Consider the following 26,581-nt stretch of genomic DNA (forward strand, 5'->3'; position numbering starts at 1 on the left):
GGCGGCAGGCTGCCGCTCAGGAGCCGCTGTCGTCTGGCTCGACGCCGAGCGACCTCAGCTGCGCCGCCACGCGCTCGGCGCGGGCCTCAAGCCGGCGCGGCCGTTCCGCCCACCCTCGACCCGCGCGCCGCCGCGATCACGCCGTCCCGGCGTCGCGCGCCGGCGCCCAGGCGCGCTCCGCGCTCGCCTCCGCCTCTGCGAGCGCCTCCGCCTCTGCGAGCGCCTCCGCCTCGCCCGGGTCGCCGACCTTCTCGAACGCCTCGAGTGCCGCCGGCGCGATCGCGGCGAGCCAGCGCCGGCTCGCCGCGTCGACGCGCAGCTCCTCGCGGAGCCGCTCCACCTCGCCGGCACCCGCGGTGCCCGGGCTCGCCGCCGCGCGGCACACGTCGGCGAGCAGCTCGTCGCGCGCGTTGAGCGGCACGTCCGCGTCCCGCTCGGTGAGGCGCGCCGCCCCGGCGATGTCCCCCTCGCGCGCCCGCAGCGCGAGCGCGACCCGCAGCCTCGCCCTCTCGAGGTACGGGTACGACGCGTACCGCTCGGCGAGCAGCGCCATCTCGGCGCGCGCGTCGGCGCTCCGATCCATCGCCGCGAAGAGGAAAGCGCGCTCGGCCAGAAGCCCCGGCAGCAGGATGTCCGCCGCCATCACCCGCGCCACGTCCGTGTCGAGCCGCGCGAGCCCCGCCTCGCACGCCGCGAGCGCCGCGGTGAGCTCGCCCTGCCGCTCCGACAGCTCGGCCACCGTGAGGTGGGCCTGCGCCGCGACCACGGGAGCCCTGCTCGCGGTCAGGCCCTCGAGCTCACGCCTCCCGCGCTGCTCTTCCCCCCGCGCGAGGGCGACCTGGGCGGCCACGAAGCGCCGCGAGACCTTCCGCATGCGCGCCACGCTGGCGAGCGCGATGCCGACGAACATCGCGATGAACGCGAGTGGGGACAGCCAGACAAGGGCGAACAAGTCGAAGAGCGGCTCCGCCCGCGCGCGCTCGACGCGGGGAGCCTCCGGCGCATGCCCGGGGCTCAAGAACTGCCACGCCACCACGAACATCATCACCAGGACCACCCAGAGGAGCAGCCTGCGGCCGGCCGCCTTCGCCGCCGGCCGGCGGTCGATCCGGGCGCGCCCTTCCGCCGCGGCGCGCGCGGACGCGTCTGCCTGCTCGATCGCCGCGCGCGACAGCTCCTCCACCCCGCCCGCGTCCGGCGGGGGCGCGCGCATGAACGGCGCCGCCTCGGGCGAGACGCGCGCCGCCCAGTCCGCCGCCGAGAGCTCTCCGGAGGGCTCCACGTCGCGCTTCGCGCCGGTGCGGTAGACCGAGCTCGGCTTCGCCTTGAGCATGCGCTGGTAGGCGCGGACGAGGGCGCGCTCGCGCGGGCGCGTGTGCTCGAGCAGGAGCCGTCGCTCGCGGAGCAGGTGCGCCCGCAGCGCCTCGCGATCGCCCGCCCGCTCCAGGAGGACCGCGGCCGCGAGCTCCGCGCGGGCGAGCGCCTCGGGCGGCGCGAACGCGCTGCTCCGGACGAGCGCGATGTCCGCCGCGGCGCCGTCGCGCTCTCCGATCGACGCGCGGATCAAGGCCCTCAGCGCGTGCGCCGCGACGATCGTCGCCTGCTCCAGGTGCCAGGCGAGCACGTCGGCGCGGCGGGTGACCGCGGCGTCGGCGCGGCGGAGCGCGCCCGCGAGATCGCCGCGCTGCATGGCGGCGAGCGCGCGCTGGACGTCGATGACGCGCCGGATGTAGCTCGAGCGGGCCGTCTCCTCGGCGTGGTCGAGCAGCTCGGAGGCCGCCTCGCGCTGGCCGGCGGCGGCGAGGTTGTGGGCCTTGTTCACGACCTGCACGGAGACGCCCATCGCGCGGGTGCGGAGCCCGAGCGCGATCACGAGCGCGCCGGCCATCCCGAGCGGAACCCCGGCGGCGGCGCTGCCGACGCCGGACGCGCTCACCGCGGCGCCCGTCAGCGCCATCACGCCGCCCACCAGGATGTGCCGGTGGGCGATGCGGCGCACGGCGTGAGGGGTGATCCCGAAGCGAGCAGGCAGCTCTCTGGCCATGCCGCGAGGTTACGTGAACGCCGACGGCGCGAGCCAGGGGCTGCTCACGACGCCGTCGTGCCGGTCGGCGCGCGCAGCCCCGGGCCCGCGCGGCGGCGTCACGGGCCGCGCGAGCTCAAGGCGAGACGTCCCGCGCGCAGCGGGCCCCGACGTCGAAGAAGCGGCCCGCGGGATCGATCCACGTGTAGTAGTCGGTGGTGACGTTGTACTGGATCGCGTTCCAGGCGCCGCCTCGGGCGCGCCGGGCGCCGTCGATCTCGATGAGCGCGCAGTCGTTGCACGGCACCGGGTAGTCGCTGTCGCTGGAGTCGCGCACGAACTCCCAGACGCTGCCCGCCAGGTCCGCTTGCCCCCACTTGCCGTCGCCCTTCGGTGAGCGCGAGCCCACGGGGAGGATGTCCGAGAACTGGCAGTTGTCCGCGGTCGAGCCGTCGCCGACGCAGTTGTAGACGGCGTAGGTCGAGTCGATCTCGTCCTCGTTCGTGCCCCACGGATACACGCGCTGCTCGCTGCCGGCCGCCGCGGCGAGGTTCCACTCCGCCTCCGTCGGGAGCCGACCCCCGTCCCAGGCGCAGAAAGCGAACGCCTCGAACCACTTGATGCAGTTCATCGGCTTGCGCTCCTGCGCGCCGGGCGTGTCGGTCCAGGTCCTCATCGGCGTCTCGCCGCACGGCTCCGACAGCGAGGCGATCAGCTCCTCCTGGGTGGCCGGCAAGAGCGTGTTCCAGATCTGCAGCCAGCCGCTGTCCGGGATCTTCGGGTGGGCGCCGTCGCCGGCCGCCGGCTTGCTGCCCGGGTAGGCCTCCACGAACTTGCGGAACCTGCCGACGGTGATCTCGAAGCGATCGAGGTGGAACGAGCTCACCGTCGCGGCGTAGGCCTCGTCGTCGTTGTGGTTGTCGCGGTGGAAGGTGCCGCCCTCGACGAGCCCCGCCGCGCAGCAGTCCTCGTCGGCGTTCGCGCCGCAGGTCGCCGCGAGCTCCGCGCAGCTCGGCGGGCCCACGTACGGGGCGCTGCCGCCCGAGCCGGAAGCGCCGCCGCCGCCGTCGCCGCCCGTGCCCGCGGCGCCGCCGCCGCCGTTGCCGCCGCCGCCGCCGCCGCCGCCGCCGGAGCCGGCGGCGCCGCCGCCGCCCGTGCCCGTCGCGCTGCTCGTGCCTCCGGCCTCCTGGTACTCGTCCTCGAGGCCGATGATCTTGGCGCAGCCAGCGGTCGTCACCGAGGAAACCGCGAGCAGACCCGCTCCGACCAGCATCGTTCTCGTTCTCATCACCACGCTCCTTGGAGCCCGATCATCCCCCCGCCGTCTCCGGTCGACCACGCTCCCGCGCTCACCCGCGGCGCGGGCGCCGCGCGGGGCAGGCTCGCGCTCGCGCTGCTGGCCGGAGGCGAGGGCGCCGCGAGCAGCAGCACGAGGGCGGCGCCGACCCCCACCACGCCGACGCCGACGCCGATCGTGCTCACCAGCGCGAACGTCCTGCTGCTGTCCGCGGCGAGCTTGCCCTCGTGGTTGCAGATCGTCCCGTCGCAGTTGTCGTCGACGGTCGCCTTCTTGCTCAGCGCGAGCCCGCCCATGACCCCGCCCAGGGCCAGCCCAGCGATCCCGACGCCGCCCACGACGAACGCGGTGGTTGTCTGCCAGCTCCCGCGGCGCGCCGTGTCGGTGGCTGGCGGCGGCGGCGGAGTCACGGGCGGCGGCTGCGCTCCCGGAGGAGCGGCGGCCGCTGGGGTCTCCGGCGGCGCGGCCTTCACCTCGAGGGTGATCTGCTTCTTCTCGCCCTTGGCGATGGAGATGCGCGCCTCGGTCAGCGGCCCTCCCGGGGCCTGCGTCGTCACGACGTGATCGCCCGGATCGGTCGGCAGCGGCACGCCCAGCATCGGCGCCCCCAGCTCGAGCTCGTCGCGCTTCACCACCGTGCCCGGCGGCGCGCCCTCCGGGAGCGAGAGCGTGAGCTCGGGGATGTCGGGGGTGAGCGCGGCCTTTCGCTGGGTCGCGATCTTGTTCCGCCCTTTCTGCTTCGCCTGCGCGTCGGGGGTCAGGCGCGCGTAGAGGGCGAGGTAGTCGCCGTACCGGGTGGCCGCTGTCGCGACCCGGCCGCGCCTGGCCTCGCACTCGGCGACCGTGAACAACGTTCCGGGGCGCGGATCGAGGCGGTAGCTCTCGCTCAGGGCAGGGCAGCCCGACTCGTACCGGCCGGCCTGCATCTCCGCGAGCCCGCGGTTGAAGAGCGCCTCCGCCGCCGCGACGTCCTGCGCCCGCGCCGGCGCGGCGCGCGCGGCGAGCGTCATTGCGCCCAGGCCGCAGGCGAGCGCGAATCGATAGCGTCTCATCCCGGGTACGGTAGCCGTCTCGGCCGCCGCTGCGAACTCTGATGAGCCCGGCGCCGCGCGCCGGCGATCCGGCCGCGCGCGTCGGCGATCCAGGTCAGTCGCGGGTGTACTCCGGCTCCGGCGGCGGCGCCGGCGAGCGGCGCGGGGCGCCGCTGCCCGGCCGTCGCGCCGGCCGCGCGGAGGCGCTGGCGGAAGGCGCGGTCGAGGGCACCGCGGTCGGCTCGGCGGAAGGCACGCCGCCGGTCGGGGCAGGCTCGACCCTCACGGTCGTGTCGAGCTGCGGGGCGGGCTCCCCCGCGCGTGCCGCGCCGCTCCCCGGGGGCGAGGCGACGCCGCGCTCGCCGGCCGTGGACGGCGTCGGGGCGCCGGGAGGCACGGGGGCGTCGAGCGCGCGCAGGGCATAGGAGAGCGCCCCGCCGGCCGCGCCGAGCGCCAGGACGAGGGCGGCCCCGCCGAGGACCCTCCGCTTGATCGAGGGCCCCAGCACCGTCGCCCCGAGGGCGAGCACCTCCTGGCCAGAGGGGTGGCGCTTCTCGGCCGAGGGCTCCGCGGGCGTGACGCCGCGGGTCCCCCGGGGCTCGCTCGGCGACCTCGGCGCGGCGGCGTGGGGCGGCGAGCTCTGCGCCTCCCTCGAGGGGAGGAGGTTCCTCCCGGCCGCTCCGACCCCGAGCGCCTCGGCCAGCCCCTCGACGGCCGCCGTCGCCGTCTGGAAGCGCGCGGCGGGGTCGCTCGCCGTCGCCCTGAAAAACCAGGCGTCGAACGCCGGGGGCAGCTCCACGCCGAGCCGCGCGGCGCGCGCCGTCGCGGGCTCCTTCGGCCCGTCGACGGCGATCATCGCGAACGAGACGACGCTCGTGATCTGGCGGCCCTCGGTCACCCAGTAAGGCTCGCCGACGAGGAGGGTGTAGGCGATCATCCCGAGCGCATAGAGGTCGGCCGCCGGCGAGACGGGGCCGGCGCGGAACTGCTCCGGGGCCATGTAGTAAGGCGTGCCGACGCTCAGCGTGGCGTTCGCCTGCGTCGCGTTCTCCGCCATGAACTTGGCGACGCCGAAATCGAGGACCTTGATCTGGGAGATGCCCTGCTCCCGGTGGACGAGGAACAGGTTCTCGGGCTTGAGATCGCGGTGGACGATCGCCGCCCGGTGCGTCTTGTCGAGCGCGAGCGCGGTCTGGTGGAGGCACGCGACGACCTCGTGCGCCGGCAGCCGCCCGAGGCGCGCGAGCCGCCTGCCGAGCTCCTCGCCCCGGAGCAGCTCCATGACGAGGAACGGCATCTCGGTCGCGTCGTCGATGCCGGCGTCGAAGACGTCGACGATGAACTCGCTGTCGACCTGCGCGGCGATGCGGGCCTCGCGCTTGAAGCGCTCGCGCAGCTCGGCGCTGCGGAGCAGGTGCGGGAGCATCACCTTGAGCGCGCGCCGCCGCTGCGTCTCGATGTGCGTGACCTCGTAGACCGCCCCCATGCCGCCCGTGGCGATGCAGCGGACGACCTCGTAGCGCCCGGCGAAGACGGTGCCCTCCTGGAGTGCGATCGACATGAGCTGTGACCTGCCGGCTGCGAGGATACATGCGCCCCGGACCGCGTCCACCGCGCGGGTTCACCGCGGCGGGCTCACGGCGCGGGCGCGGGGCGCTCGTCCTGCGCGAGCGGCTCGACGCGCACCCGCTCCTCGTAGAGCGCGCCGCCCTCGCCGATGTCCGTGGTGCGGGCGCGGATCAGCGCGTTGGCGCAGCGGCCGTCCCGGAGGTGGCCGCCCTTCGGGATGAGCGCCACGTCGCGGCGCTGGGCGGGATCGTGGCGGAGGCGCACCGTCATCGCGCCGACGCGCGACGCGATCCGACAGAGCTCGCCGTCAGCGACGCCGCCGGCCGCGTCCGGGTGGACCGTGACGACCGCCGGGCCTCGCTGGGGTCGCGCCCACTGCGACGACTGCGACTTCTCGGTGGAGAGCGCCATCAGCAGCAGCGGGAACCCGTCCGCGCCCGGATCCTCGCGCTCCGCCGGCGCCTCGGTGATGAGGTTGACCCGCCCGCTCGGGGTGGGGAACTTGCGATCCGCGAACAGCACCTCCGGCGCCAGCGGGTTGCGCACCGGCTCGCGCTCCAGCGTCTCGAGGGTGATGCCGAGCGGCGCGAGCCGCGGCTCGGTTACCCGCCGCTTCCAGTCGCGGGCGCTGCCGTCGAGCGCGCCGCCGAGCCCCGCGCGCTCAGCGAGCGCCTGCATGATCTCGAGATCGCTCTTCACGCCGTCCGGGGGCGGGACCACGGGCGTGGCGACGCCGAGGTAGTGGTGGCCGTAGGCGCCGATCACATCGTCGGCCTCGAGGAGCGTCGTCGTGGGCAGCACGAGGTGGGCGAGCCGCGCCGTGTCCGTCAGGAAGGCGTCGGCGACCACGACGAAGTCGCGCGTCGCGAGCGCCTCCGCGACGGCGCCCGAGTCGGGCAGCATCGCGACCGGGTTGCCGGCGGTGACCCACACCGCGCGGATGGGCGGGTCGCTCATCCGGAGCACCTCCTCCCCGAAGAGGGGCTCGCAGACGGTGCGGGGCGCGGGGCGATCGCCCTGGAACGGCGAGAGGTCGAACGCGCCGCGCCGCTTGAAATAGAACGAGACGCCGCCGCCGGGGATGCCGAGGTTCCCGCTCACGGCCGCGAGCGCGTCGAGCGCGCGCACGATCGCCCCGCCCGAGGTGCGGCGGCCCATGCCCCAGCCCACGAGGATGGCCGTTGGCTTCTCGGGGCCGAGGCGGCGCGCGAGGTCCAGGGCGGCGGCCTCGGGCACGTCGGCGTCGCGGCACCAGGCCGCCACGGAGCGGCTGCGCGCGAGGGCGCGGAAGGCGTCGAGGTGATCGCAGTAGTCCGCGGCGCGCGGATCGGCCCACCCCTCGTCGAACAGCACGCGGGCGACGGCCATCGCGAGCGCGAAGTCGCCGCCCGGGCGGGGCTGGTAGAACGCCCCGCACACCGAGGCGGTCCGGTGGTGCACCGGATCGATGAGCGCGAGCTCCGCGCCGCGCGCCCTCGCCTCGCGGAGCACCGGGAGGGTGTGCGGGCTCGAGGTGAAGACGTTCTTGCCCCAGAGGAGGATGTGGCGGGCGTTCTTCAGGTCGGCGAGGTCGTGGCTGTCCTCCTCGCCGAAGTCGGTCAGCTGCGCGGCGTCGCCCGCGCCCGAGCAGATGTCGCCGCGCTTGACCGTGACCGGCCCGAACCGCGCGAAGAACGCGTCGGTGATCCCCGTGAGCATCCCGAGCGAGCCGCCGCTGCGGTAGTGGAAGATCGCGGCGGGGCCCGACTCGCTCCGGATGCGGAGCAGTTGCTCGGCCGCCGTGTCGAGCGCTTCCTCCCACGAGACGGGCGTGAGCTCGCCGCCCTTGCGGAGCAGCGGCGCCGTGAGGCGCTCGGGCGAGTACTGCGTCTCCAGGAAGCGCGACGTCCGGTGGCAGAGAAAGCCCCTCGTGATCGGGTGGGCCGGGTCGCCGCCGAGGCGCACGACGCGGCCGTCCTCCACGGTGGCCACGATGCTGCAGGCGTCGGGGCAGTCGCGGTTGCAGACGGTCTTGCGGATCTCCTGCATGGCGGCAGCCTAGACCGGGCGCGCGCGCGGCGGTACGCCCGCCGGCTTCTGGCGGGCGGGGCTAGTCCGCGGCGAGCCGCTCGGGCGCGTACTCCCGCGAGTCGTCGCCCGAGACCTCCTGGGCGATCGCCCGGAGCTGCTCGTAGCGCTCGCGCAGGAGCGACCAGAGCCGGTCGCGGATGTCCCTCGAGTCGAGGCGCTCGGGCGGCCGGGTGTTGCTGAGCAGCCACTTCGCGGTGCTGTTCAGCCGGGTCACCTCGTCCCTGGTGATCGAGATCCGGTTCTGCACGTGGCCCCACCGGTCCAGGATGAGGTTCGTGATCGTGGCCGCCGCGCTCGCGGGGTCGCCGGCGACGAGCGCGCGCCGGACGATGCCGTACGTCTCCGGGACGATGCCGCGCGGGAAGCACACCTCGGCCGCGGCGAGGGTCGGACGCAGCGCCTCGTAGATCTGGTCGAGCCGCTCCGCGACCTCGGGCGGCGGCGCGCTCTCGGGCTGCATGCGCGTCACCGCGTGGTCGAGCGCCATCGCGAGCTCCGGCAAGCTGCGGATCGTGTCGAAGCGGGACTTCGGCAGCCGGCGCCGGTGGCGCGCCGGATCGCGCGTCACCGACTGCACCGCGCGCCGCACGATCGCGAGCACCCCGGCCGCGTCCCCGCGGAAGGCCTGCACGTTGGCCGCGGGCAGGTCGCTCGCCGGCATCGCGTACCGCTCGTAGCGCTCGCGATCCAGGCTCTCGTCGCCCCGGGCGCGCGGGTCGGCCTGCGGCGGCTCTCCGACCGAGGGCGCGGGCAGCTCGGCCGCGTCCGGCCGCTCCGAGCCCGCCTGCTGCGGCTCGTCGGCGCCCTGGCGCTCTGCTGGAGAGGGCGCCTCGGGGGCGCCGCTCGTCTGTTCCGGACCTGGATCCATCGGCCCGGATGCCGTGCTCTGGGCGGAGCTCTCGGCCTCGAGCGGTGTGGACCGAAGCGCTGGATCCCGCAGCGCCTCGAGGTCGTCTCGCGCACGCGTCATCCGGGTCATCGTACGTAAGTCGGCGAGGCGGCACAAGATCCGGAGCCGCTGGCGAGGGGCTCTCGCCGCTCCACCGTTTCGCCACACGAGCCTGATCCGGCCCGCGGGTGTCAGTTTGCGCGAGCTTGCGCGAGCTTGCGCGCAGGTGTCGTCATCCGGCGCGCCGGGACCACCCCCGCGCGCTGGCGCCGCGGCGCGCGGCCCGGGGGCCGCGTTTGGCGCGTAGTTACGCGTGATTTACGCGTGGATCACGCGTGGAGCGCATCCCAGAAGGTGCGCAGATCGTCCGAGAGGGGCGCCTCGATGCGCACGCGCTCGCCTGTCACCGGATGCGTGAGCTCCAGCAGCGCGGCGTGGAGGGCGTGGCGGTCGAGCTCGAGCGCGCGGCGGTCCTCGTCGGTGAGCACGCCGTCGGCGCCGCGCGCGAACATGCCCTCGTCCGGCCCGTAGAGCTTGTCGCCCACGAGCGGCAGGCCGTTCGACGCGAGGTGGACCCGGATCTGGTGCTGCCGGCCGGTCTCGAGCGTGCAGCCGATCAGCGCGTAGCGGCGGCCGGTGAGGGGATCGGCGCGGCGGCCCAGCACCTCGCACGCGGTCGCCGAGGCGAGGCCGCGGCCTGGCGGCGCGACGCGCATCTTGACCTTGTAGCGGCTCGATGTGTCGAGCTCGAGCGGCAGCTCGACGCGGAAGGTGTCGTGCTCTGGCCAGCCCCACGCGATCGCGGCGTAGCGCTTCGTGACGGCGGTGCGCTCCTCGAACTGCGCCTTCACCTTCCGGTCGGCCTCGGGCGTGCGGCAGAGGAGGAGCACGCCGCTCGTCTCGCGGTCGATCCGGTGGGCGAGGAACAGCCGCTCGCCGGGGCGCGCGGCCTCCATCATCTTGATGACGGTGCTCTTGTGGTACCGCGCCGTGGGGTGCACCGGCAGGCCCGGCGGCTTGTTGACGGCGAGCAGCGCCTCGTCCTCGTGGACGACAGGGATCGGGGTGTCGGGCGCCTGCTCGTCCCACGGCTCGCGCCAGAGCAGGATGCACTGCTCCGGCCGCACGCGGTCGCTGCCGCGCAGGCGCCGCGCCTCGGGGGAGTAGGCGCCGCGCGCGACGATCTCGGCGGCGCGCGTGCGGCTCGTCCGCTTGAGCTGGGTCTGCACGAACCGGTCGAGCCGCATGCCCGCCGACTCGGGCGGCACGCGGAGCACGGTGACGACCGACCCTTCCGGCACCTCCTCGGGCCGCACCACCGGGGTGCCGCGGCCGAAGGGGCCGCTCGTGCCGGCGAGCTCCCGCGCGCTGATCCTGGTCATGGGTCGAGGTTGCCGTACGCCTTTAGCAAAAGCGCCGGCCGGGCGCGCGGAAAAGGCGGCCGCTGCTCACAGCGGGTCGATGATCTCGCAGGGGAAGTTGAACGAGATGCCCTGCGTCGCGCTCTTGAGCTGCTCGCAGGCGTCGCCGACGAGGACGAGCTGGGTCGGGCTCTCCATGGTCCAGCCGTTCTGCGCGTCGTAGGGCACGGGCGTGCCGTCGATGAGCACCTGGCCTTCCGACGCGTGATCGAGATCGACCGCGATCGAGCCCTGGAGGTCGAACGTGCAGCTCTTGGCGCCGGAGATGGCCGCGTTGAGCTCGTTCTCCAGGGCGGTCGCGTTGGTCGGGTCCGGCGTGTAGTACATCGCCGAGCCGCCGACGTCGGCGTAGGTGCCGGCGCCGTCGAAGCAGTCCTGCGTCGTGTTCTGGGGTCGCCGGACGGGCTGACCGGCGCCGGCGTTCGCCACGTCCTGGAGGTGCTCCGCGAACGCGCCCTCGCCCAGGCCGAAGACGAACGTCCCGATGCCCTGCGCGTACGCGGACTGCACCGCGGCTACAACGTCGTCGCGCGCGCACACGGCGGGACCGTCGTCGCAGCGATCGGGCTCCCCGTCGGTGACGAAGAGGATGTACTTGGGGCCGGGCTCTCCGAAGGCGACGAGATCGGGGATGATCGTCTCGTTGAAGGTCATGCCGGTGGGCGTCTCGAGCTTCTGGCCCGGCCGCATGGAGGCCTCCTCGTACGCGGCCGCGATGTCGGCGTGGCTGTTGAGGGCGATGACGTCGGTCCCCGTGAGCAGGGGGCACTGGGTCGGAGCGATCCCCGTGAACGTGAGGAAGCCGAAGCGCACCTTCGCCTGCAGGGCCTCGACGACGTTGAGCACGGCGGTCTGGAGCGGATCCCAGTAGCCGCTGTCGTACATGCTGCCGGAGCGATCGACGACGATCATCACGGTCGGCGTCTGCGGTTCGAACGCGATGTCGAGCTGCTGGCAGCTGCCGCCGGCCCCGCCGCCGCCGCTGGTGGTGATCAGGCCGCCGCCGCTGCCGACGAAGATCGGCTCGGAGCCGCCGGTGTTGGCGCTGCTGCTGCTGCCCGTCGCGCCGCCGCCGCCGCCGTCGCCGTCGGATGCGCCGGAGCCCTGGGACGAGCTGCTGTCGCCGTCGCCCTTGCCGCCGCAGCTCACGGCGATGCCGGCGGCCAGGAGGGCGAGGAGCAGAGAGAGTCTGGGGAAGATAAGCGTGCTTCTCACAAGAAAAAGATACACAGGCCGGGGCGGCGTGTCTCGGCCGGGCACGTCCCCCGCGGCGAGCAGGGCCTCCTCGGGCCGGGCAGCTCGGCGAGGCCTCCCCCTCGTGCGCCCGCGGGCTCATGATCTGGCTCGTCCGCCCGCGAGAACCCCCCGCCCGCATGTGCGGAACCCGCCCCGTACGCCCCCCGGTTCGTGCTACACACGGCGCCCGCATGGACATCCTCTTCGCTGCTTCCGAGATCGCGCCCATCATCAAGGTCGGCGGGCTCGCGGACGTCGTGTCGTCGCTCTCGAAGGCGCTCCGGCTGCTCGGCCACAAGGTGACGATCGCGCTGCCGCGCTACCGGGCGCTCGAGTCGAGCGGCCTGATGATGGCGCGCCGCCTCACCCCGATGCCGCTCGAGGTCGACCCGCAGGTCGCGCCCGGGCCGATCCAGGTGACGCTCCTCGACGGGCGGCTCAGCACCGGCGTGGAGCTCGTCGTCCTGGACGTGCCAGGCTTCCACGATCGGTCCGGCATCTACGGAGAGGACGGGCGCGACTACGAGGACAACGGGCGCCGCTTCTCGCTGTTCTCCCGCGCCGTCGTCGAGCTCGTCCGCCAGCGCGCCCGGTCCGGGTCGCCGTTCGACATCGTGCACGTCCACGACTGGCCCACCGCCATGGTCGCGTACCTGCTGCGCCACCAGCAGCCCGTCCCCGGCCCCGGCCGGACCGTGCTGACCCTCCACAACGCCGCGCACCAGGGCCTCTTCCCGAAGGAGACGCTCCCGTACCTCGGCCTCGACAACGACCACTTCCGGCCGGACCGGCTCGAGTTCTACGGCCAGCTCAACTTCCTGAAGGGCGGCATCCTCGCGGCCGACTCGCTCACCACCGTCTCGACCACCTACGCGAACGAGATCCTCACGCCGAAGCAGGGCGAGCGGCTCGACGGCGTCCTCCGCACCCGGGCGAGCCAGCTGACCGGCATCGTGAACGGCATCGACTACGCGGTCTGGAACCCGATGACCGACCCGGCCATCATCGCGCGCTACGACGCCGAGGACGTGAGCAACAAGGGCCGCTGCAAGAGCGCGCTCCTCCAGGAGCTCGGGCTCGAGATCCGGCCGGAGCGCCCGCTGCTCGTCTCCATCGGCAGGGTCGTCGCGCAGAAGGGCAGCGACCTGCTCGCGAGCGCCATGCCGAAGATCCTGAAGGGCGACGTCAGCGTCGTCGTGGCCGGCGAGGGCGACCCCGAGCTCATGGAGAAGCTCACCGCCGCCGCGGCCAAGGCGCCGGAGCGGGCGAAGTTCCTCGGCGGCGTGAGCGAGGCCGTCGTGCACCGGCTCATGGCCGCGGCGGACCTCGTGCTCGTGCCGTCGCGCTTCGAGCCGTGCGGCCTCGTGCAGCTCTACGCGCAGCGCTACGGCGCCGCCCCGATCGCGTGCCGGACCGGAGGCCTCATCGACACGATCGTCGACCTGGACGCCGAGCTCGAGACGGGCACGGGGTTCCTCTTCGACAAGCCGACGGCCACCTCGCTGCTCGGGGGCGTGCAGCGGGCGCTCGGCGCGTGGACGTCGCCCCGCTGGCCCGCGGTCCAGCGCCGCATCATGCGCCTCGACCTCGGCTGGGATCGGCCCGCGCGCCGCTACGTCCAGGTCTACCGGCAAACCCTCGGGGGCTGAGGCCGCGCAGCCTGGACGGCGCGCTGCGGGGGGCGCCTGAGGCCTGATCAGGCAGCTCCGGCGCGACAACATGACGCATTGGCGACGGGCGGCGGCGTCGCCTATAGCAGCGCCGTGCTGCCCAGAGCCCTCGCTTGTGCCGCGGTGCTGCTGTCGCTCGCGGTCTCTCCGACGGCGGCGCGCGCGTCCGCCTGCTGCGGGACGGGCCACGGGGCGGCGCAGTGGCTCGCCCCGTCGGAGCGCGCCGCCGCGAGCTTCTCTCTCCGGCTCACGGAGCAGATCGGGGCGTGGACGGTGGACCGGGGCTTCGAGCCCTCCGGCGAGGGCATCTACCACCGCGAGCTGAGGGCCGACGTCGGGTGGATGGTGCGGGTCAAGGAGCACGTCCAGCTCGGCGTCGCCGTGCCGCTGAGGGTCGCGTGGGCCGGCGCGCCCGGTGGCGGGAACCCGTCGGGCGGCGGCCTGGGCGACGTCAACGTCGCGGGCCGGATCACGCTCGTCGGCGATCGAGCGTCCCCGTGGATCCCGGCCGCCGCGTTCACGCTCGGCGTGTCGATCCCGACCGGGCGCATCCAGGACGCCGCGCTCGATCCGCTCGGCGTCGACGCGACGGGCCTCGGCGTGGCCGAGTTCCGGCCGGGGATGCTGTTCGAGAAGTCGTGGGGCTCGTTCCAGGCGCTGCTCTCCGCCTCGGCCAGCGTCCGCACCAGCTACCACCTCCCGGGCGGCGAGGAGATCACGCCCGGGGAGCGCGCGCAGCTGCTCGCGGCGGCGGGGCCCGTGTGGTCGTCCGGGACCTCGCTCGCCGCGGGCGCGCTCTACGAGCGCGAGGGGCCGCCGCGCGAGGGCGGCCACCTCCTCCGGGGCAAGGCGCGCGAGCGAACGGCGGTGCTCGCCGTGCTGGCCCACGACCTCAGCGCGCGCTGGACCGCGGTGGGCAACGTCGAGGTGGACCTGCCCATCTCGGGCATCGGCCGCAACGAGGGCGCGTTCGTCGCCCTGTCCGCCGGCCTCCGTCACGTGTGGGGGAGACATGACTGAGCCTCATGATCGGCCGCCGGCAGGATCGTCCCCGGCGAGCACCGCGGCGCGAGCGCGCCGCGCCGTGATCGCCCTCCTGGTGCTCGGCCTGGCGCAGGGCTGCGGGGCGCCGCACGCGGACCAGGGCGAGGACTCCGGGAGCCGGGCGGGCGTCGGCCGGAACGGTCGCGTCGAGTTCGCGGTGGAGCCGATCGCGCCGATCGGCCGGGGCAAGAACACGTTCTATGTGCGGCTCACCTGGACCGACTCCCGCAACCCGGTGAAGCGGATCAGGCTGCGCGCCCTCGCGATGATGCTGGGCATGGCCCACGGGTCGTCGACGCACGAGGGCAAGGAGATCGAGCCCGGGCTCTACGAGGTGGCCGACGTCCCGTTCTCGATGGGAGGCCTCTGGGACGTGCAGTTCCGCGCCCTCGACTCCTCCCTCATCGACGAGACGGCGTTCGAGTACGAGGTGCCCTAGTTCCGCCCGCCAGAAGTCCGGCCATAGATGGCCGGACTTCTGCGCCGCTTCGCGGCGGCTTCGCGCGGGCGGCCCTAGCTTTGTTTCCTCGGGGCTTCGCCCCGAACCCCAGCGTCCGCTTCGCGGCCGCGCGGGGCTCGGGTGCGGCCGCGCGGCGGTTCTACTACGCTTGCGCGCCGTGCTCATCCCTGCAGAGAAGGACCCCCGCGCGCGTCGCGCGTCGCGGCGCCGCGCGCTCTCGGCCGCGGCGCTGCTCTCGGTCGCCGCCCTCGCGGCGCCCGCCTCGGCCAACGGCCGCTTCCCGGCCGCAGGCCAGATCGCGACCCACCCGAGCGACCCGTCGCGCCTCATCGTGCGCGCCACCTACGGCCTGCTCTCATCGCAGGACGGCGGCGAGCGCTGGCGCTGGATCTGCGAGCCGGTCGTGGGCTTCGGCGACAACGAGGACCCGATGCTGGCCTTCCTCGCCGACGGGACGATCATCGCCGGCGTCTTCGACGGGCTCAGCGCCTCGAAGAACGGCGGCTGCGACTGGTCGTTCGCGCCGGGCGACCTCCTGGACCGCTACGTGATCGACCTCTCGGCCGACCGCGCGGACCCCTCGCGGGCCGTGCTCGTCGTCAGCACGGGGCTCGGGTCGGGGCGGTTCCTGACGCAGCTCTGGGAGACCCGCGACAACGCCGACACCTGGACGAAGGCGGGCGTCGACCTGCCCGAGGACTTCCTCGCGCACACCGTTGACGCGGCCCCGTCGCGCCGCGAGCGCGTGTACGTGAGCGGCCGCTTCGGCGCGCCCGACTACGCCGGAGCGCTCCAGCGGACCGACGATCGCGGCGAGACATGGGAGCGGCTCAACATCCCGGAGAGCGACGACACGCGCCTGCCTTACCTCGGCGCGATCGATCCCGCCGACCCCGACACGGTCTACGTGCGGCTCGACGGCGAGCCGAGCGACGCGCTGCTCGTCACGCGCGACGGCGGGCAGACCTTCACCACGATCTTCGAGGGCCAGGGCAACCTCCTCGGCTTCGCGCTGTCGCCGGATGGCGCGAGCGTGATCGTGGGCGGCCCCCAGGACGGGATCTGGCGCGCGTCGACGAGCTCGCTCGAGTTCGAGAAGATCTCGGACGTCGGCGCGCGGTGCCTGACCTGGACCGCCGAGGGCGTCTTCGCCTGCGGCGACGAGTTCACCGACGGCTTCACCGTGGGCAGGTCGAGCGACGAGGGCGAGAGCTTCACCGCCCTCATGCACCTCGACGGGCTCTGCGGCCCGCTCGAGTGCGCGCCCGAGAGCGGCGTGGCGTCGACCTGCACCGCCCTCTGGGGCGCGACGGAGCTCACCATCGGCTCGCAGCAGTGCGACGGCGGCGCCGGGACCGGCGGCAGCGGGGGCAGCGGCGGAGGATCCGGCCCGCCGCCCGCGGAGGAGCCGGGCGGGTGCGGGTGCAAGCTCGGCGCGGCGGGCGCCCAGGCCGCGGCGCCGCCCGGCAGGGGCGGCGCGATCTGGCTCGCGCTCGCGGTCGCCGGCGCGTTCGCGATCGGGCGGCGGCGGGCGAACGCGGGCGCGCGGGCGGGCGCCGCCTGAGCGCGCGCTCGGGGACCCGGCGTGGGGCGGCCCCTGAGGCGGCGCGAACGGACGCGTGGGTGCGCCGACGTGCGGCGCGCCAGCGCACGCAGGCCGGCGCGCCGGAGCGCGCTCGATGAGCGCTTCATAACCGCTTATGCAAGGGCGCCCGCGAGCGCTGGCGGAGGGATCCGGCCGAGCGCCGGACGAGGCGCGCCGCGGCGGCGGCCAGCCGTCCCCGGGAGAGCCGGCGGACGGGACGCGATCACGTTCGTTTCTGGATCTACGTCATCGCAGGCTGACGTAGACTGAGGGTGCCTCGGCTCCGGCCAGCGCGTGAATGGCCCCTAGAGACCTTCCCAAGTCGCCGCTCGCCGCCTTCCTCCGCAACCACAGCGCGGGGATCCTGGAGGCGTGGGAGCGGGCTGAGCGACGCCGCGCGCCGGGCGAGCAATCCCCGGGCTACCTCGCGCTGCGCGAGGAGCTGCCCGCCGTCTTCGAGCGCATCGCCGAGCGCCTCGACGCGGCCGTGTCCGCGGCGGTGGTGCCGCAGGGCGACGAGGCGCGCGACTCGTGGACCGGCGTCGAGTCGCTGTCGGCCGAGTTCCCCGAGCCGCTGCTCGGCTTCCGCGTGCTCGACCGGCTCCGCGATGGGTTCGATCTGGAGGACGTGACCGCGCACTACTCGGTGCTGCGCCGCTGCGTGCTGCGGGCGATCGAGCGGACCGGCACGCAGCCGTCGTGGCTCGAGATGACCGTCCTGCACGAGGCGCTCGATCAGGTGATCATCGATCCGGCCACGCGGAGCGCGGCGGCGCGCGAGCGCGCGCTCGGCGCGCTCGATCGGGTCTCGGCCGAGGGCATGGGCAACGCGCACATCGACCGGCTCCTGCGGCGGCTGCTCGAGGTGCTCCTCGAGTCGGCGCGGTCGGTCGACTGGGCGGTGATGCTGCTGCTCGAGGGCGAGGTGCTGCGCATGCGCGCGGCGATGGGCGTCGACGAGGCGCTGTGGGGCCTGCGCGCCTTCCGGCTCGCCGAGGGCTTCATCGGCCGCGTCGTCCGCGAGCGCCGCCCGGTGGCGCTGCGCTCGGCGGCGCCGGACCCGCTGGCCACCGACGCCGGGGGCGGCGCCGCGGGGCCCGAGTCGGGCGCGCAGGGCGAGCGCCCGAGCGACGCGCTCCACGCGCTCTACGGCGTGCCGATGCTCGCGGAGGGGCGCCTCGTCGGCGTGGCGGTCGTGAGCTCCCGCCGCGTGGGGGAGTTCTCCGAGGGGGACCGGCTGCTCTTCCGGAAGGCGGCCGAGCGCGCGGCCGCGCTCGCGACCCAGGCGCAGCTGCGCGAGCAGCTCGCCTCGGAGCGCGGCCGGTTCGAGACGGCGATCCAGCGGCTCCCGGTCGGCATCGCCGTCGCGGAGGGGGCGTCGGGCGCGATCGCGCTCAGCAACCGGCGGTTCGCGGAGATCGTCCGCGGCCCCGAGGAGACGCCGAGCAACGCCCCGCTGCGGACGCTGCTCAGCGAGGCGGACGACGACCAGCGCGCGCGCTGGCTGCTCTTCCGGGCGCTGCACGGCGGCGAGACGGTCGTCCGCGAGGAGCTCGAGTTCATCCGGGGCGACGGGGAGCCCCGGCGGGGGAGCTTCAGCGCCACGCCGGTGCGCGACGGCGAGGGGCGGATCACCGCGGCGGTGATGGTGGTCGAGGACGTGACCGAGCTCCGGAAGGCGGAGCGCGCGCGCGAGCTCCTGGTCGAGGCGAGCGCGCTGATGGCGGAGTCGCTCGACCACGACGGGACGGTCGAGCAGGTGGTGCGGCTCGGCGGCGAGCGCTTCGCGGACCTCTGCGCGCTCGACCTGGACGACGGCGGCGGCCTGCCGCGGCTCGTGGCGTCCGCGCGCCTGCCCGAGGCGCGGGCGCTCCTGCCGCGGCTCCTCAAGCACCCGCCGCTGCTGCTCGGCGAGACCGGCCCGCTGGCCGAGGCGCTGGCCCGCAAGGAGGTCACCCTGGTCCCGCTGGTCACCGACCCGTGGCTGCAGCGCGTCGCCCGCGGGCCGGAGCACCTGTCGGCGCTGCGGGAGCTCGGCGCCCGCTCGGCGATCCTCGTGCCGCTCGCGGCGCGCGGCCGCAAGCTCGGCCTCCTGAGCCTCTGGACGGTCGACCGCGAGCTCCGGCAGGACGACACGGACGTCGCCGCGGAGCTCGGGCGCCTCGCGTCGCTGGCGATCGAGACAGCGCGCCTCCACCGCGAGGCGGCGCGGTCGAGGTGAGCCGCCCCGGGCGAGCGCGCGCTCGTGGGGGTGACGGCAAGCGCGGGCGAGCGCGCGCCCCGCGGGGGTGACGGCGAGCGCGGGCGAGCGCGCGTCCCGCGGGCGTGACGACCCGGCGTCGGGGTGGGCCTTCGCGAGCTCGTGATCGGCGCCGAGGTGAGCTCCGAGGATCGCCGTAGGGCGCTCTCTGGCGCGCGCGGCGGCTTGCGTCGCGGGGCCGGATGGGGCGAAGCTCCCGCGCTCCTACGCAATCTATGACCACGACCAACCAGGAACGTCCTCTCGCTGTGCTCGTCGGGGTGCAGCTCCCCGGCGTCGACGATGTCGAGCACGCCGCTGATCTGGCCGAGCTGGGCCGCCTCGTGCACACGCTCGGCTTCGACGTGATCGCGACCGTGTCGCAGCGCCGCAGCGCGCTCGCGGCGGCCGCGGTGCTCGGGGAGGGGAAGCTGAAGGAGCTCGCCGAGCTCACGGGCGGCAGCGGCGTCGTCCCCTCGGGCGCGCCGGAGCGGAAGAACAAGGCGCGCGCGCGCCGGGCCGCCGAGAGCGGCGAGGACGAGGGCGACGGCGAGCTCGGCGGAGACGACGCCGACGCAGCGGACGACGACGACGGCGATGCGGCGCCGGGCGCGGGCGGCGCCGAGCAGGCGGCGGCGCGCCGGGCGACGATCGTGGCGGTCGACCACGACATCTCGCCGAGCCAGGCGCGCAACCTGGAGCGCGCGACGGGCGCGCAGGTGCTCGACCGGGCCGGCGTGATCATCGAGATCTTCCACCGCCACGCGCGGAGCCGCGAGGCGAAGCTCGAGGTGGAGATCGCGCGCCTCAACTACGTCGCGCCGCGGCTGCGCGAGACGGGCGGCGGCGGGGACCGGCAGCGCGGCGGCATCGGCGGCAAGGGCGCCGGCGAGAGCGCGCTCGAGCTCGATCGCCGCAAGATCCGCGATCGCATCGCGGAGCTGAAGCACGAGCTCGCCTCGGTCCAGCGCGAGCAGTCGACGCGCCGCGCGCTGCGGCAGGGCCAGCGCCGCGTCGCGCTGGTCGGCTACACGAACGCCGGCAAGTCGTCGCTGATGCGGGCGCTGACGGGCAGCGAGGTGCTCGTCGCGGACAAGCTGTTCGCGACGCTCGACACGACGGTGCGCGCGCTCCACCCGGAGGTGCGGCCGCGCATCCTCGTCTCGGACACGGTGGGCTTCATCAAGAAGCTGCCGCACGATCTCGTGGCGAGCTTCCGCTCGACCCTGGACGAGGCGCTCGAGGCGTCGCTGCTGCTCTACGTGGCCGACGCGTCGGACCCGACGTTCCGCGATCAGCTCGGGGTGACGCGCGGCGTGCTCTCCGAGATCGGCGCGAGCGAGGTGCCGAGCCGGCTCCTGCTCAACAAGGTGGACCGGCTGTCGGAGGAGGAGCGGGACGCGCTGCGCCTCGAGTTCCCGGAGGCGACGCTGCTCTCGGCGAAGATCCCGGCCGACGTGGCGGCGCTGCGCGAGTCGATCATCGCCTTCTTCGAGGAGTCGATGGTGGAGGCCGAGCTGCTCCTGCCGTACGCGAAGCAGAGCCTCATCGGCGAGATCTACGAGAACGCGCGCGTGGTCTCGGAGGAGTACGGCGACGAGGGCGGCCGGCTGTCGGTGCGGGTCCACCCCGCGGCGCTCGATCGGCTGCGCAGCCTGCTCGCGCGCTGAGCGCGCGCGGCGCGTCAGCGCGGCGGGCGGCGCCGGCGCCGGCGGCGGCGCAGGAACATGCCGATCGAGAACGCCAGCAGGTGGAGCCCAGCGATCACCGCGACGAGGATCCACCGTTGCACGCGCCGAGCCTAGCACCGCGGGGACGGAGCGCGGCGCGGTGCCCGCGGATCGGCGTGCTATCTTCCCCGCGCCTCCCGCTGCCCCGCGCCATGACATCCGCCGACGTCGAGCTCGAAGCGATCGTCCAGCGCGGGCTCGGAGCGTATCGCGCCGGGCTTTTCTTCGAGGCGCACGAGCTGTGGGAGGTCGGGTGGCGCGATGAGCCGCACCCGGTGCGGAAGGCGTTCCTCCAGGGGCTCATCCTCGTCGCCGCGGCCATGCACAAGCTCACGAGGATGCGGAGCCCGTCCGGGGCGGTGCGCCTGCTCAGGAAGGCGCACGCTCGGCTCGCGGGCGTGCCGGATGGCACGGGCGGCGTGGCGATCGGGCTGCTCCTGGACGACGTCGCGCGCGCGGCGAGCGCGATCGAGCGGCTCGCGAGCGAAGGGAGGACCGAGCTCGACGCGTCGCTTCTGCCCAGGATGGAGGCTCACGGCGAGGCCGCGTCGTCCGCGCCGTCCGCGCCCACGATCGCGCGTCCACGTTCGTGAGCTTCTGACCCGAACGGGTTCCGCGGTCGAGATTGCGCTTGTCACGTGCGACGTGGGACGCGGGCGTGACATCGTTTGCGTGGGGTGACGATCGCAGGGGAAGCGCCCGTGTGGGGGGTTAACGTGGCAGACGGGTACTGTGGAACCGGGGTGGAGGGGACGGCGAACGACGAGCCCCGAGCCAAGCTGCAAACCGAAAGGAGCCGCGTGAAACGGCGCAAGCAGATCCTGATCGTGGACGACGACCAGGAGATCCGGGAGATGCTCGAGATCACGCTGATCGAGGAGGGCTACGAGGTCCTCTCGGCGAGCGACGGCGAGGCCGCGCTCGCGCTGCTCGAGCGCAACAGGCCGAACCTCATCCTGCTCGACATGCGGATGCCGGTGATGGACGGCTGGGGGTTCGCGCGCGCGTACGCGTCGAGCCCCGGTCCGCGCGCGCCGATCCTCGTCATGACGGCGGCGGTGGACGCCGGCACCTGGGCCCGCGAGGTCGGCGCGTGCGCGTCGGTCGCGAAGCCGTTCGACCTGAACCGCCTGCTCGACTCGATCGCCGTGCACGCCGGCTCCGCGACCGGATCGAGCCCCGCCTCCGCGTGAATGAGCGGGCGGTCGCGCCGCGGCGAGAGCGCGGTGGAGGGTGGCGGGCTGAACGGTGAGGGAGCGGGCGCTCCGCGGCGAAAGCGCGGTGGAGGATGGCGAGCGGGGCGGTGAGGGGGCGGGCGCTCCGCGGCGAGAGTGCGGTGGAGGATGCCGAGCGGAGCGGTGAGGGGGCGGGCGCTCCGCGGCGGCGGTGGAGCCGCCGCGGAGCGACGTGGGATCAGCCGCCTGCTGCGCGGCGCATGGCGCACATGAGGTCGCCGCGGCAAGGGTCGGCGGGGGCGCGGCGGTCGGCGGCGTCCGGCGCGGCGGGGCCGCTCTTGCCGTTCTGCGGGGCCGCCGTGCCGGTGACACGCGTGCGGCCTTCAGGCGTGCGCCGCGCGGCGACGGCGGAGTCCGGCTCGTCGCCGGCGACGCTGGCGATCGTGCGCTCGGCCTGAGGCGCGATCTGCGCGCGCTCCTCGGGCTCGGCAGCGGGCGCCGCGAGGCGCGGCAGCCGCGCCTCGGCGTCGCGCGCCGCAGCGGCGAGCCCGGCCGTCGCAGGCGGCCCGGGGTCGGCGGCGCGCGTCGCCGCGAGGCCCGCGGTGACGGCCACGACCGCGGCGGCAGCCACGAGCAGGGCGGCGGTCGAGCGGGCGTGCCACGCGCGCCGCGGGGCGTCGTGCGACGGCGTCGCGGGCGCGCTGGCCGAGACGGGCGCGCTGGCCGAGACGGGCGCGCGGGCCGACGGGGGCGGCTCGCCGAACGGGAAGACCGGCAAGAGGTCGAGGACCCGGGGCTGAGCGCTCTCGTCGCTGGGCCTCAGCGCGATCAGGTCGATGAGCCCCGAGGGCGGGCCGCGATCGTCGTCCGAGGCGGCCGCCGCGGGCGAGGGCGCGGCGACGGCGTTCTCGGTGGGCGGCTGCGCGTCCAGCGCGAAAGCGACCGAGGTGTCTTCAGCGGGGCTGGTGACGGCGGATCGATGTTCGTTCCTCCACTCCTTGTGCTGCGTGCTCTTCATGGTTGCTTCTGTTTCAGCCGTATCGGTCGAGCGCTGGAGTCGTGACCCTCAGCCGGCCGGTCGGCGTGTCCTTTCATGAATTGGACATGCGCACGCGCAGGCGCTTGGGCCAGAGGCGCGCGCGCGGTGCGACGGCGGTCACACGTCGCTCCGCTCCGCGCCGCGCTTGCTGCGCGCGCCGTCGTACGCTGCGACGGACGCGCCCGTAGACGAGATCGGGGCGCGCCTGAGGCGAGCGCCGTCGGCGGCGTTCGCCGTCTTGCGAGCGGACTCGCGCCGCCCATACTTCCAGCGCTCGGATCGCCGAGGGCGTGCAGTCGGCGGGTATCATGACCGCGTGCGCTCGGGGAAGTTGGTTGCGATCGGGGCGTCCCTCGTCGAACAGAAGTTCCCACGCAAACGCGGATCGGATACTTGAGGTGAGATGAAACCTACACGGCTCTTCACGGTTCTGGGGGCGCTGGCGTTCCCCCTCGCGGTGGCTCTGGTCAGCAACGGGTGCAAGAAGGAGGAGGACGAGCTTCCGCCGGTGCCCTCGGCTCCGGCCGTGCCGACGCCGGCGCCGACGCCGACCCCCACCACGCAGATCGTGCCCGAGGAGGACGCCGGGGCGGACGCGGCCGACGCCGATGTCGCGGACGCAGACGCCGGGAAGAAGGTGGTCGGAACCGGCGACCCGAGCGGCATCCGCAAGTGCTGCGCGGCGCTGCGCCAGAACGCGAAGTCGGCGCCCCCGGAGCAGCAGGGCGGGTACCTCGCGGCGGCCTCGGCGTGCGACGGTCTGGCGAACTCGCCGCAGGGCCGGCAGGCGCTCTCGACGCTGCGCGGCCTCCTGCTCGGCGCGCAGATGCCGGCCTCCTGTCAGTAACGGCAGGGCGAACGGCAAGACAGCAGCGGGAGAGCGGGCGCTGGCCGCTCCGCCGGACGCGCCGGCGGAGCGGAACCTGGCCGGGAGCCCTGGATCGGGTTCGGTCAGGCGCGTACGAGGGAGCGGTCGTACGAGCGCCGTCAGATGCGCACGAGGGATCTCGGCCGCACGAGCGGCGTCAGGCGCGCACGAGGGAGCTCAGCCGTGCACGTAGACGAGCGTGCCGCCGCCCTCGATGTTGACGGCGCCGTGCCACTCGGGCGGGACGGCGGGCTCGGTCCACTCGAAGAGCCAGGCAGCGTCGGCGGGGGCCAGGTTGATGCAGCCGTGGCTGCGCGCCTTGCCGAACTCGTCGTGCCAGTAGGCGCCGTGTAGCGCGTATCCCTCGTGGAAGTACTGCGTGTAGGGCACATCTCGCAGGTCGAACGCCTCGGACGCCTCGTCGTCGCCGTCCATGGTCGTCGAGACGTGCTTGGCGTGGATGTAGAACGAGCCGCGCACGGTGGCGTCGGTCTCCTCGGGATCCGCCATGCCGCTGCGCCCGCTGGAGATCAGCGCCGCGAACACCGGGCGCGTGCCCTCGTACGCGACGAGCATCTGGCGGCGGATCGAGATGTCGATCCACTTCTTGCCGTCGCGCGCGAACCCCTGCGGGTCCTTGCGCAGCTCGGCGATGACGAGGTGGTCGCCGGCGAGCCACGAGCCCTCGGTCGTCTCGAGCAGCCCCTTCGCGCCCCCGCGCGTGCGCCCGGTGAGCACCCAGCCCGACCGGAACGGCGCGACGCCCGCGTCGACGAGCGAGCCGCCCGACGCGGAGGGGCGATGCCGGGACGTGCCATGGACGCGGACGAACGCAGGGGCGCCCTTCAGGGCGGGGTCGATGCGCGGATCGGTGCCCGGCGGAGGGGGCGGTGGAGGTGAGGGAGGCGCGCCGTCGGTCGGCGGCTCGGCGGCGGCAGAGCTGGCGGCGGGCGCGGTGGCGCTGGGGGGGGCAGACGCGGAGGCGGCGGAGGAGGGATCGGACGGCGGGGCGGCGTCCGAGGCGCTCGCGGGGGCCTCGGCGTCGAGATCCTTGATCACGATGCCGCGCAGCGCGCTGAGGCGCGCCGGGCGGGTGCGATCGAGCGGGATGAGGTCGAGCTCGGTCGTGAGGCCGAAGCGGCGGTTGGTCCACTCGAAGGTGGTGATGAGACCGAAGGCGGAGCTCTCCTTGGCGCGGCCCGTGTGCACGGAGTAGTGGAGCTTCTCCTCGGCGCCATACGGCTTCGGGAGATCCCGGCCAGCGAGCAGGAAGGCCGGCACTGGGTCGAGCGGCAAGGACGAGGGCGCGATCGCGGCGCGGGCGAGGTGGACGTTGAGCGTGGAGCCCTCGACGCGCCGCTGGTCCTCGACGGTCGGGAGCCGGAAATAGAGGTGCGGCGGGGGCGAGCCCGACATGACGTAGTGGTACGGCACGGGCGCGCCCCGGCGCGGGCCGCGCACCGCGGCGGCGACCACCTGGTGCTCGAGCGCGAGCGACGCGCCCTTGCCGACACAGACGTAGCCGCGCGGCGCGATCCGGTACCAGCCGCCAGCGCAGCCCTCGGTGCCCGCCGGGAGCTCGGCGCGGTCGACGACCGCGCCGGCGCGCAGGTAGCCGAGCTTCGTCGAGCGCTCGTCGGGGGCGACGTAGATCCAGGTGCGCATCGCGATGCTGGCGATCTTGGCGCCCTGGCCGGGGAGGGTGGCCTCCTTGGGCGACGCGGAGGAGGCGCCGGAGGCGAAGGAAGCGAGGGAGGCGGAACCGGTGGACGAGGAGCCGGGAGCGGCGGAGGGGAGCGCCGGGACGGCGGGCGCAGCGGAGGAAGCGGGGGAGGAGAGGGAGGCGGCGGCCGCAGGGGGAGCGGAGTTAGCGAGGTTGCGATCGTCGGTCGCCCTGCCGGGCGGGTCCTGGGCTGGGGAGCAGGCGGCGGCCAGGAGAGCGAGCGTGGAGCCAGCGGCGAGAAGGGACCCGGGGGCGGAGGTGCGAGCGAGGGAAGGCATCGACGCGAAACGGAGGCGGAGGCGGAGGCGGAGAGGGCGAAGCGAGACCGCGATCGCGAGAGCACTGACGCGAGGACGCGAAGGCGCGAGAGCGCGAGAGCGCGATCAGCGAGCCATGAAAAGCTGGAGCGAGAGCCCGGAGCAGCCGAGCGGCCGAGGTGTACGCCCAACGGCGGGGGCGATGCAATCTCCTGCCGCGGGACGGGGGACGAGCGCGCGAAGGGGCGCGTTCGGCTGGCGCTTGATGCGTCCGCCTGGCGCTTGACGCGTCCGCCTAGCGCTTGACCTTCTTCGCCAGCAGGTCGCCCAGGGTGCCGAAGTTGCGAGGGGCAGGCTTGGCGCCCTTGTCGTTGCCGCCGCCGGCGCTGCCGCCGGAGCGCTCGGCCTTGGCGTACGACTCGAACTGCCCGCGCTCCTCGTCGACGCGAAGCGCGGCGATCGACAGGCGGATCTTGCCGGACTCGTCCACGTTGAGGATCTTCGCCTCGACGTCCTGGCCCACGGTGAAGTGCTTCTTCAGGTCGGCCGCGCGAGGCGTCCCCGTCTCGGCCGTCGGGACGAGGCCGCGACCCGAGCGGCCCGACGTGCCAGCGATCTGGACGAAGACGCCGTAGCGCTCGATGCCCGTCACCTTGCCCTTGACCCGCGCTCCCTCGACGAGCAGCGGCGCACCGCCGGCGGCCGGAGCCGAGATAGCGAGCGAGGCCCCGCTGTCGCCGTCGTCGTTTGCGCGCACGACGACCGGCGTGAGGCGCACCTGGCCGGTGCCTGAATCGACCCCCGAGACCACCGCCGAGACGCGCGAGCCGACCGCGACCCGGAGCTTGCCATCGCCGTCGCTCAGGGCCGGCCGCTCGAACATGCCCTCCTGCTTGCCACCGAGATCCGCGAAGACGGCCTCGCGAGCGATCGCCACGACGGTCACCTCGACGGTCTCGCCCGTGTGGTACTGGCGGCGACGCTGCTTGCCAGCCCCCTCGGACTGCTCGAAGAGCGATGCGAACGATTCCTTGGAGGCGGCGGAAGGACGCGGCGGCGACATGGCGGCACCTCATAGCGCGAGGCGAGGGCGTGAGGAAGGCGGGGCGTGAGGGGAAGCGAGGGGAAGGACGGGCGGATGGGCGAGGACGGGCTGTTGGGGGATGGGAGAGGAGCCGGGGAGCCGAGGGCGGGCGGAGGCGCGGGAGGACGAGGTGGGCCGGGACGGGACGGAAGGGGCAGCGTTGTGCCTGGG

At 74.6% G+C, this 26,581-nt stretch carries 21 protein-coding genes; 9 read left to right on the top strand and 12 right to left on the bottom strand.

Translation table 11 applies throughout. The annotated features are described in order from the left end of the window. Positions 1-136: 136 nt before the first annotated feature. The 8 genes from WME85_RS18830 to WME85_RS18865 all read right to left on the bottom strand — a co-directional run bounded on the left by WME85_RS18830 (position 137) and on the right by WME85_RS18865 (position 11,515). Positions 137-2,044 (bottom strand): hypothetical protein, encoded by a 1,908-nt coding sequence (locus WME85_RS18830; RefSeq protein WP_437840004.1) that lies wholly within the window; start codon positions 2,042-2,044, stop codon positions 137-139. A 115-nt stretch (positions 2,045-2,159) separates the two neighbouring features. Beyond that, complete coding sequence (locus tag WME85_RS18835) at positions 2,160-3,311, bottom strand: formylglycine-generating enzyme family protein (protein ID WP_437840005.1); 1,152 nt, start codon at positions 3,309-3,311, stop codon at positions 2,160-2,162. Beyond that, positions 3,311-4,372, bottom strand: coding sequence for a tetratricopeptide repeat protein (locus WME85_RS18840; RefSeq protein ID WP_437840006.1), 1,062 nt, complete (start codon positions 4,370-4,372; stop codon positions 3,311-3,313). The genes WME85_RS18835 and WME85_RS18840 overlap by 1 nt, the downstream gene beginning before the upstream one ends. A 94-nt stretch (positions 4,373-4,466) precedes the next feature. After that, positions 4,467-5,912, bottom strand: coding sequence for a protein kinase domain-containing protein (locus tag WME85_RS18845; RefSeq protein ID WP_437840007.1), 1,446 nt, complete (start codon positions 5,910-5,912; stop codon positions 4,467-4,469). A gap of 74 nt (positions 5,913-5,986) precedes the next feature. Further along, entirely contained in the window at positions 5,987-7,948 is a 1,962-nt protein-coding gene (locus WME85_RS18850) for a molybdopterin-containing oxidoreductase family protein (protein WP_437840009.1), read from the bottom strand. Positions 7,949-8,009: 61 nt separating this feature from the next. Then, on the bottom strand, positions 8,010-8,960 hold the full coding sequence (locus tag WME85_RS18855; RefSeq protein WP_437840010.1) for a hypothetical protein: 951 nt from the start codon (positions 8,958-8,960) through the stop codon (positions 8,010-8,012). A gap of 248 nt (positions 8,961-9,208) precedes the next feature. After that, complete coding sequence (locus WME85_RS18860) at positions 9,209-10,261, bottom strand: RluA family pseudouridine synthase (RefSeq protein ID WP_437840012.1); 1,053 nt, start codon at positions 10,259-10,261, stop codon at positions 9,209-9,211. 66 nt (positions 10,262-10,327) lie between these two features. Beyond that, entirely contained in the window at positions 10,328-11,515 is a 1,188-nt protein-coding gene (locus WME85_RS18865) for a vWA domain-containing protein (protein ID WP_437840013.1), read from the bottom strand. 212 nt (positions 11,516-11,727) lie between these two features. Between WME85_RS18865 and glgA the strand changes: the two genes are divergently transcribed. The 6 genes from glgA to hflX all read left to right on the top strand — a co-directional run bounded on the left by glgA (position 11,728) and on the right by hflX (position 20,204). Next, positions 11,728-13,185 (top strand): glycogen synthase GlgA, encoded by a 1,458-nt coding sequence (glgA, locus tag WME85_RS18870; RefSeq protein ID WP_437840015.1) that lies wholly within the window; start codon positions 11,728-11,730, stop codon positions 13,183-13,185. A gap of 114 nt (positions 13,186-13,299) precedes the next feature. Further along, positions 13,300-14,226, top strand: coding sequence for a hypothetical protein (locus WME85_RS18875; RefSeq protein ID WP_437840016.1), 927 nt, complete (start codon positions 13,300-13,302; stop codon positions 14,224-14,226). Continuing rightward, positions 14,219-14,689, top strand: a complete 471-nt coding sequence (locus tag WME85_RS18880; RefSeq protein ID WP_437840017.1) for a FixH family protein — start codon at positions 14,219-14,221, stop codon at positions 14,687-14,689. Before WME85_RS18875 ends, WME85_RS18880 begins: the two co-directional genes overlap by 8 nt. Positions 14,690-14,867: 178 nt before the next feature. Beyond that, the gene (locus tag WME85_RS18885; RefSeq protein ID WP_437840018.1) at positions 14,868-16,274 is read left to right on the top strand and encodes a WD40/YVTN/BNR-like repeat-containing protein; all 1,407 of its coding nucleotides are present in this window, start codon (positions 14,868-14,870) and stop codon (positions 16,272-16,274) included. A gap of 319 nt (positions 16,275-16,593) precedes the next feature. After that, on the top strand, positions 16,594-18,516 hold the full coding sequence (locus WME85_RS18890) for a GAF domain-containing protein (RefSeq protein WP_437840019.1): 1,923 nt from the start codon (positions 16,594-16,596) through the stop codon (positions 18,514-18,516). 254 nt (positions 18,517-18,770) lie between these two features. After that, a complete protein-coding gene (gene hflX / locus WME85_RS18895; RefSeq protein ID WP_437840020.1) occupies positions 18,771-20,204 on the top strand; it encodes a GTPase HflX in 1,434 nt (477 codons plus the stop codon). Positions 20,205-20,218: 14 nt separating this feature from the next. Here hflX and WME85_RS18900 read toward each other — a convergent pair whose 3' ends face one another. Then, on the bottom strand, positions 20,219-20,326 hold the full coding sequence (locus WME85_RS18900; RefSeq protein ID WP_436617841.1) for an LPXTG cell wall anchor domain-containing protein: 108 nt from the start codon (positions 20,324-20,326) through the stop codon (positions 20,219-20,221). 90 nt (positions 20,327-20,416) lie between these two features. On the opposite strand from WME85_RS18900, the gene WME85_RS18905 reads away from it, so the two are divergent. Together WME85_RS18905 and WME85_RS18910 are read left to right on the top strand one after the other, a co-directional pair. Continuing rightward, positions 20,417-20,857 carry a DUF309 domain-containing protein gene (locus tag WME85_RS18905; protein ID WP_437840022.1) on the top strand — a complete coding sequence of 147 codons (441 nt, stop codon included), beginning with the start codon at positions 20,417-20,419 and terminating at the stop codon, positions 20,855-20,857. Positions 20,858-21,064: 207 nt separating this feature from the next. Next, positions 21,065-21,457, top strand: a complete 393-nt coding sequence (locus WME85_RS18910) for a response regulator (RefSeq protein ID WP_436617843.1) — start codon at positions 21,065-21,067, stop codon at positions 21,455-21,457. A 220-nt stretch (positions 21,458-21,677) separates the two neighbouring features. Here WME85_RS18910 and WME85_RS18915 read toward each other — a convergent pair whose 3' ends face one another. Beyond that, positions 21,678-22,457: a hypothetical protein gene (locus WME85_RS18915; protein ID WP_437840023.1), complete on the bottom strand. Its 780-nt coding sequence runs from the start codon at positions 22,455-22,457 to the stop codon at positions 21,678-21,680. Positions 22,458-22,881: 424 nt separating this feature from the next. Here WME85_RS18915 and WME85_RS18920 point away from each other — a divergent pair, with 424 nt between their 5' ends. Continuing rightward, on the top strand, positions 22,882-23,325 hold the full coding sequence (locus WME85_RS18920; RefSeq protein WP_437840024.1) for an acyltransferase: 444 nt from the start codon (positions 22,882-22,884) through the stop codon (positions 23,323-23,325). A gap of 198 nt (positions 23,326-23,523) precedes the next feature. Here the strand turns inward: WME85_RS18920 and WME85_RS18925 are convergent, their stop codons facing one another. Then, complete coding sequence (locus WME85_RS18925; RefSeq protein WP_437840026.1) at positions 23,524-25,011, bottom strand: L,D-transpeptidase; 1,488 nt, start codon at positions 25,009-25,011, stop codon at positions 23,524-23,526. A 610-nt stretch (positions 25,012-25,621) separates the two neighbouring features. Next, the gene (locus tag WME85_RS18930; RefSeq protein WP_437840027.1) at positions 25,622-26,389 is read right to left on the bottom strand and encodes a S1 RNA-binding domain-containing protein; all 768 of its coding nucleotides are present in this window, start codon (positions 26,387-26,389) and stop codon (positions 25,622-25,624) included. Positions 26,390-26,581 lie beyond the last annotated feature (192 nt).

This window comes from Sorangium sp. So ce1153 (assembly GCF_051521595.1).
GTDB lineage: Bacteria > Myxococcota_A > Polyangia > Polyangiales > Polyangiaceae > Sorangium.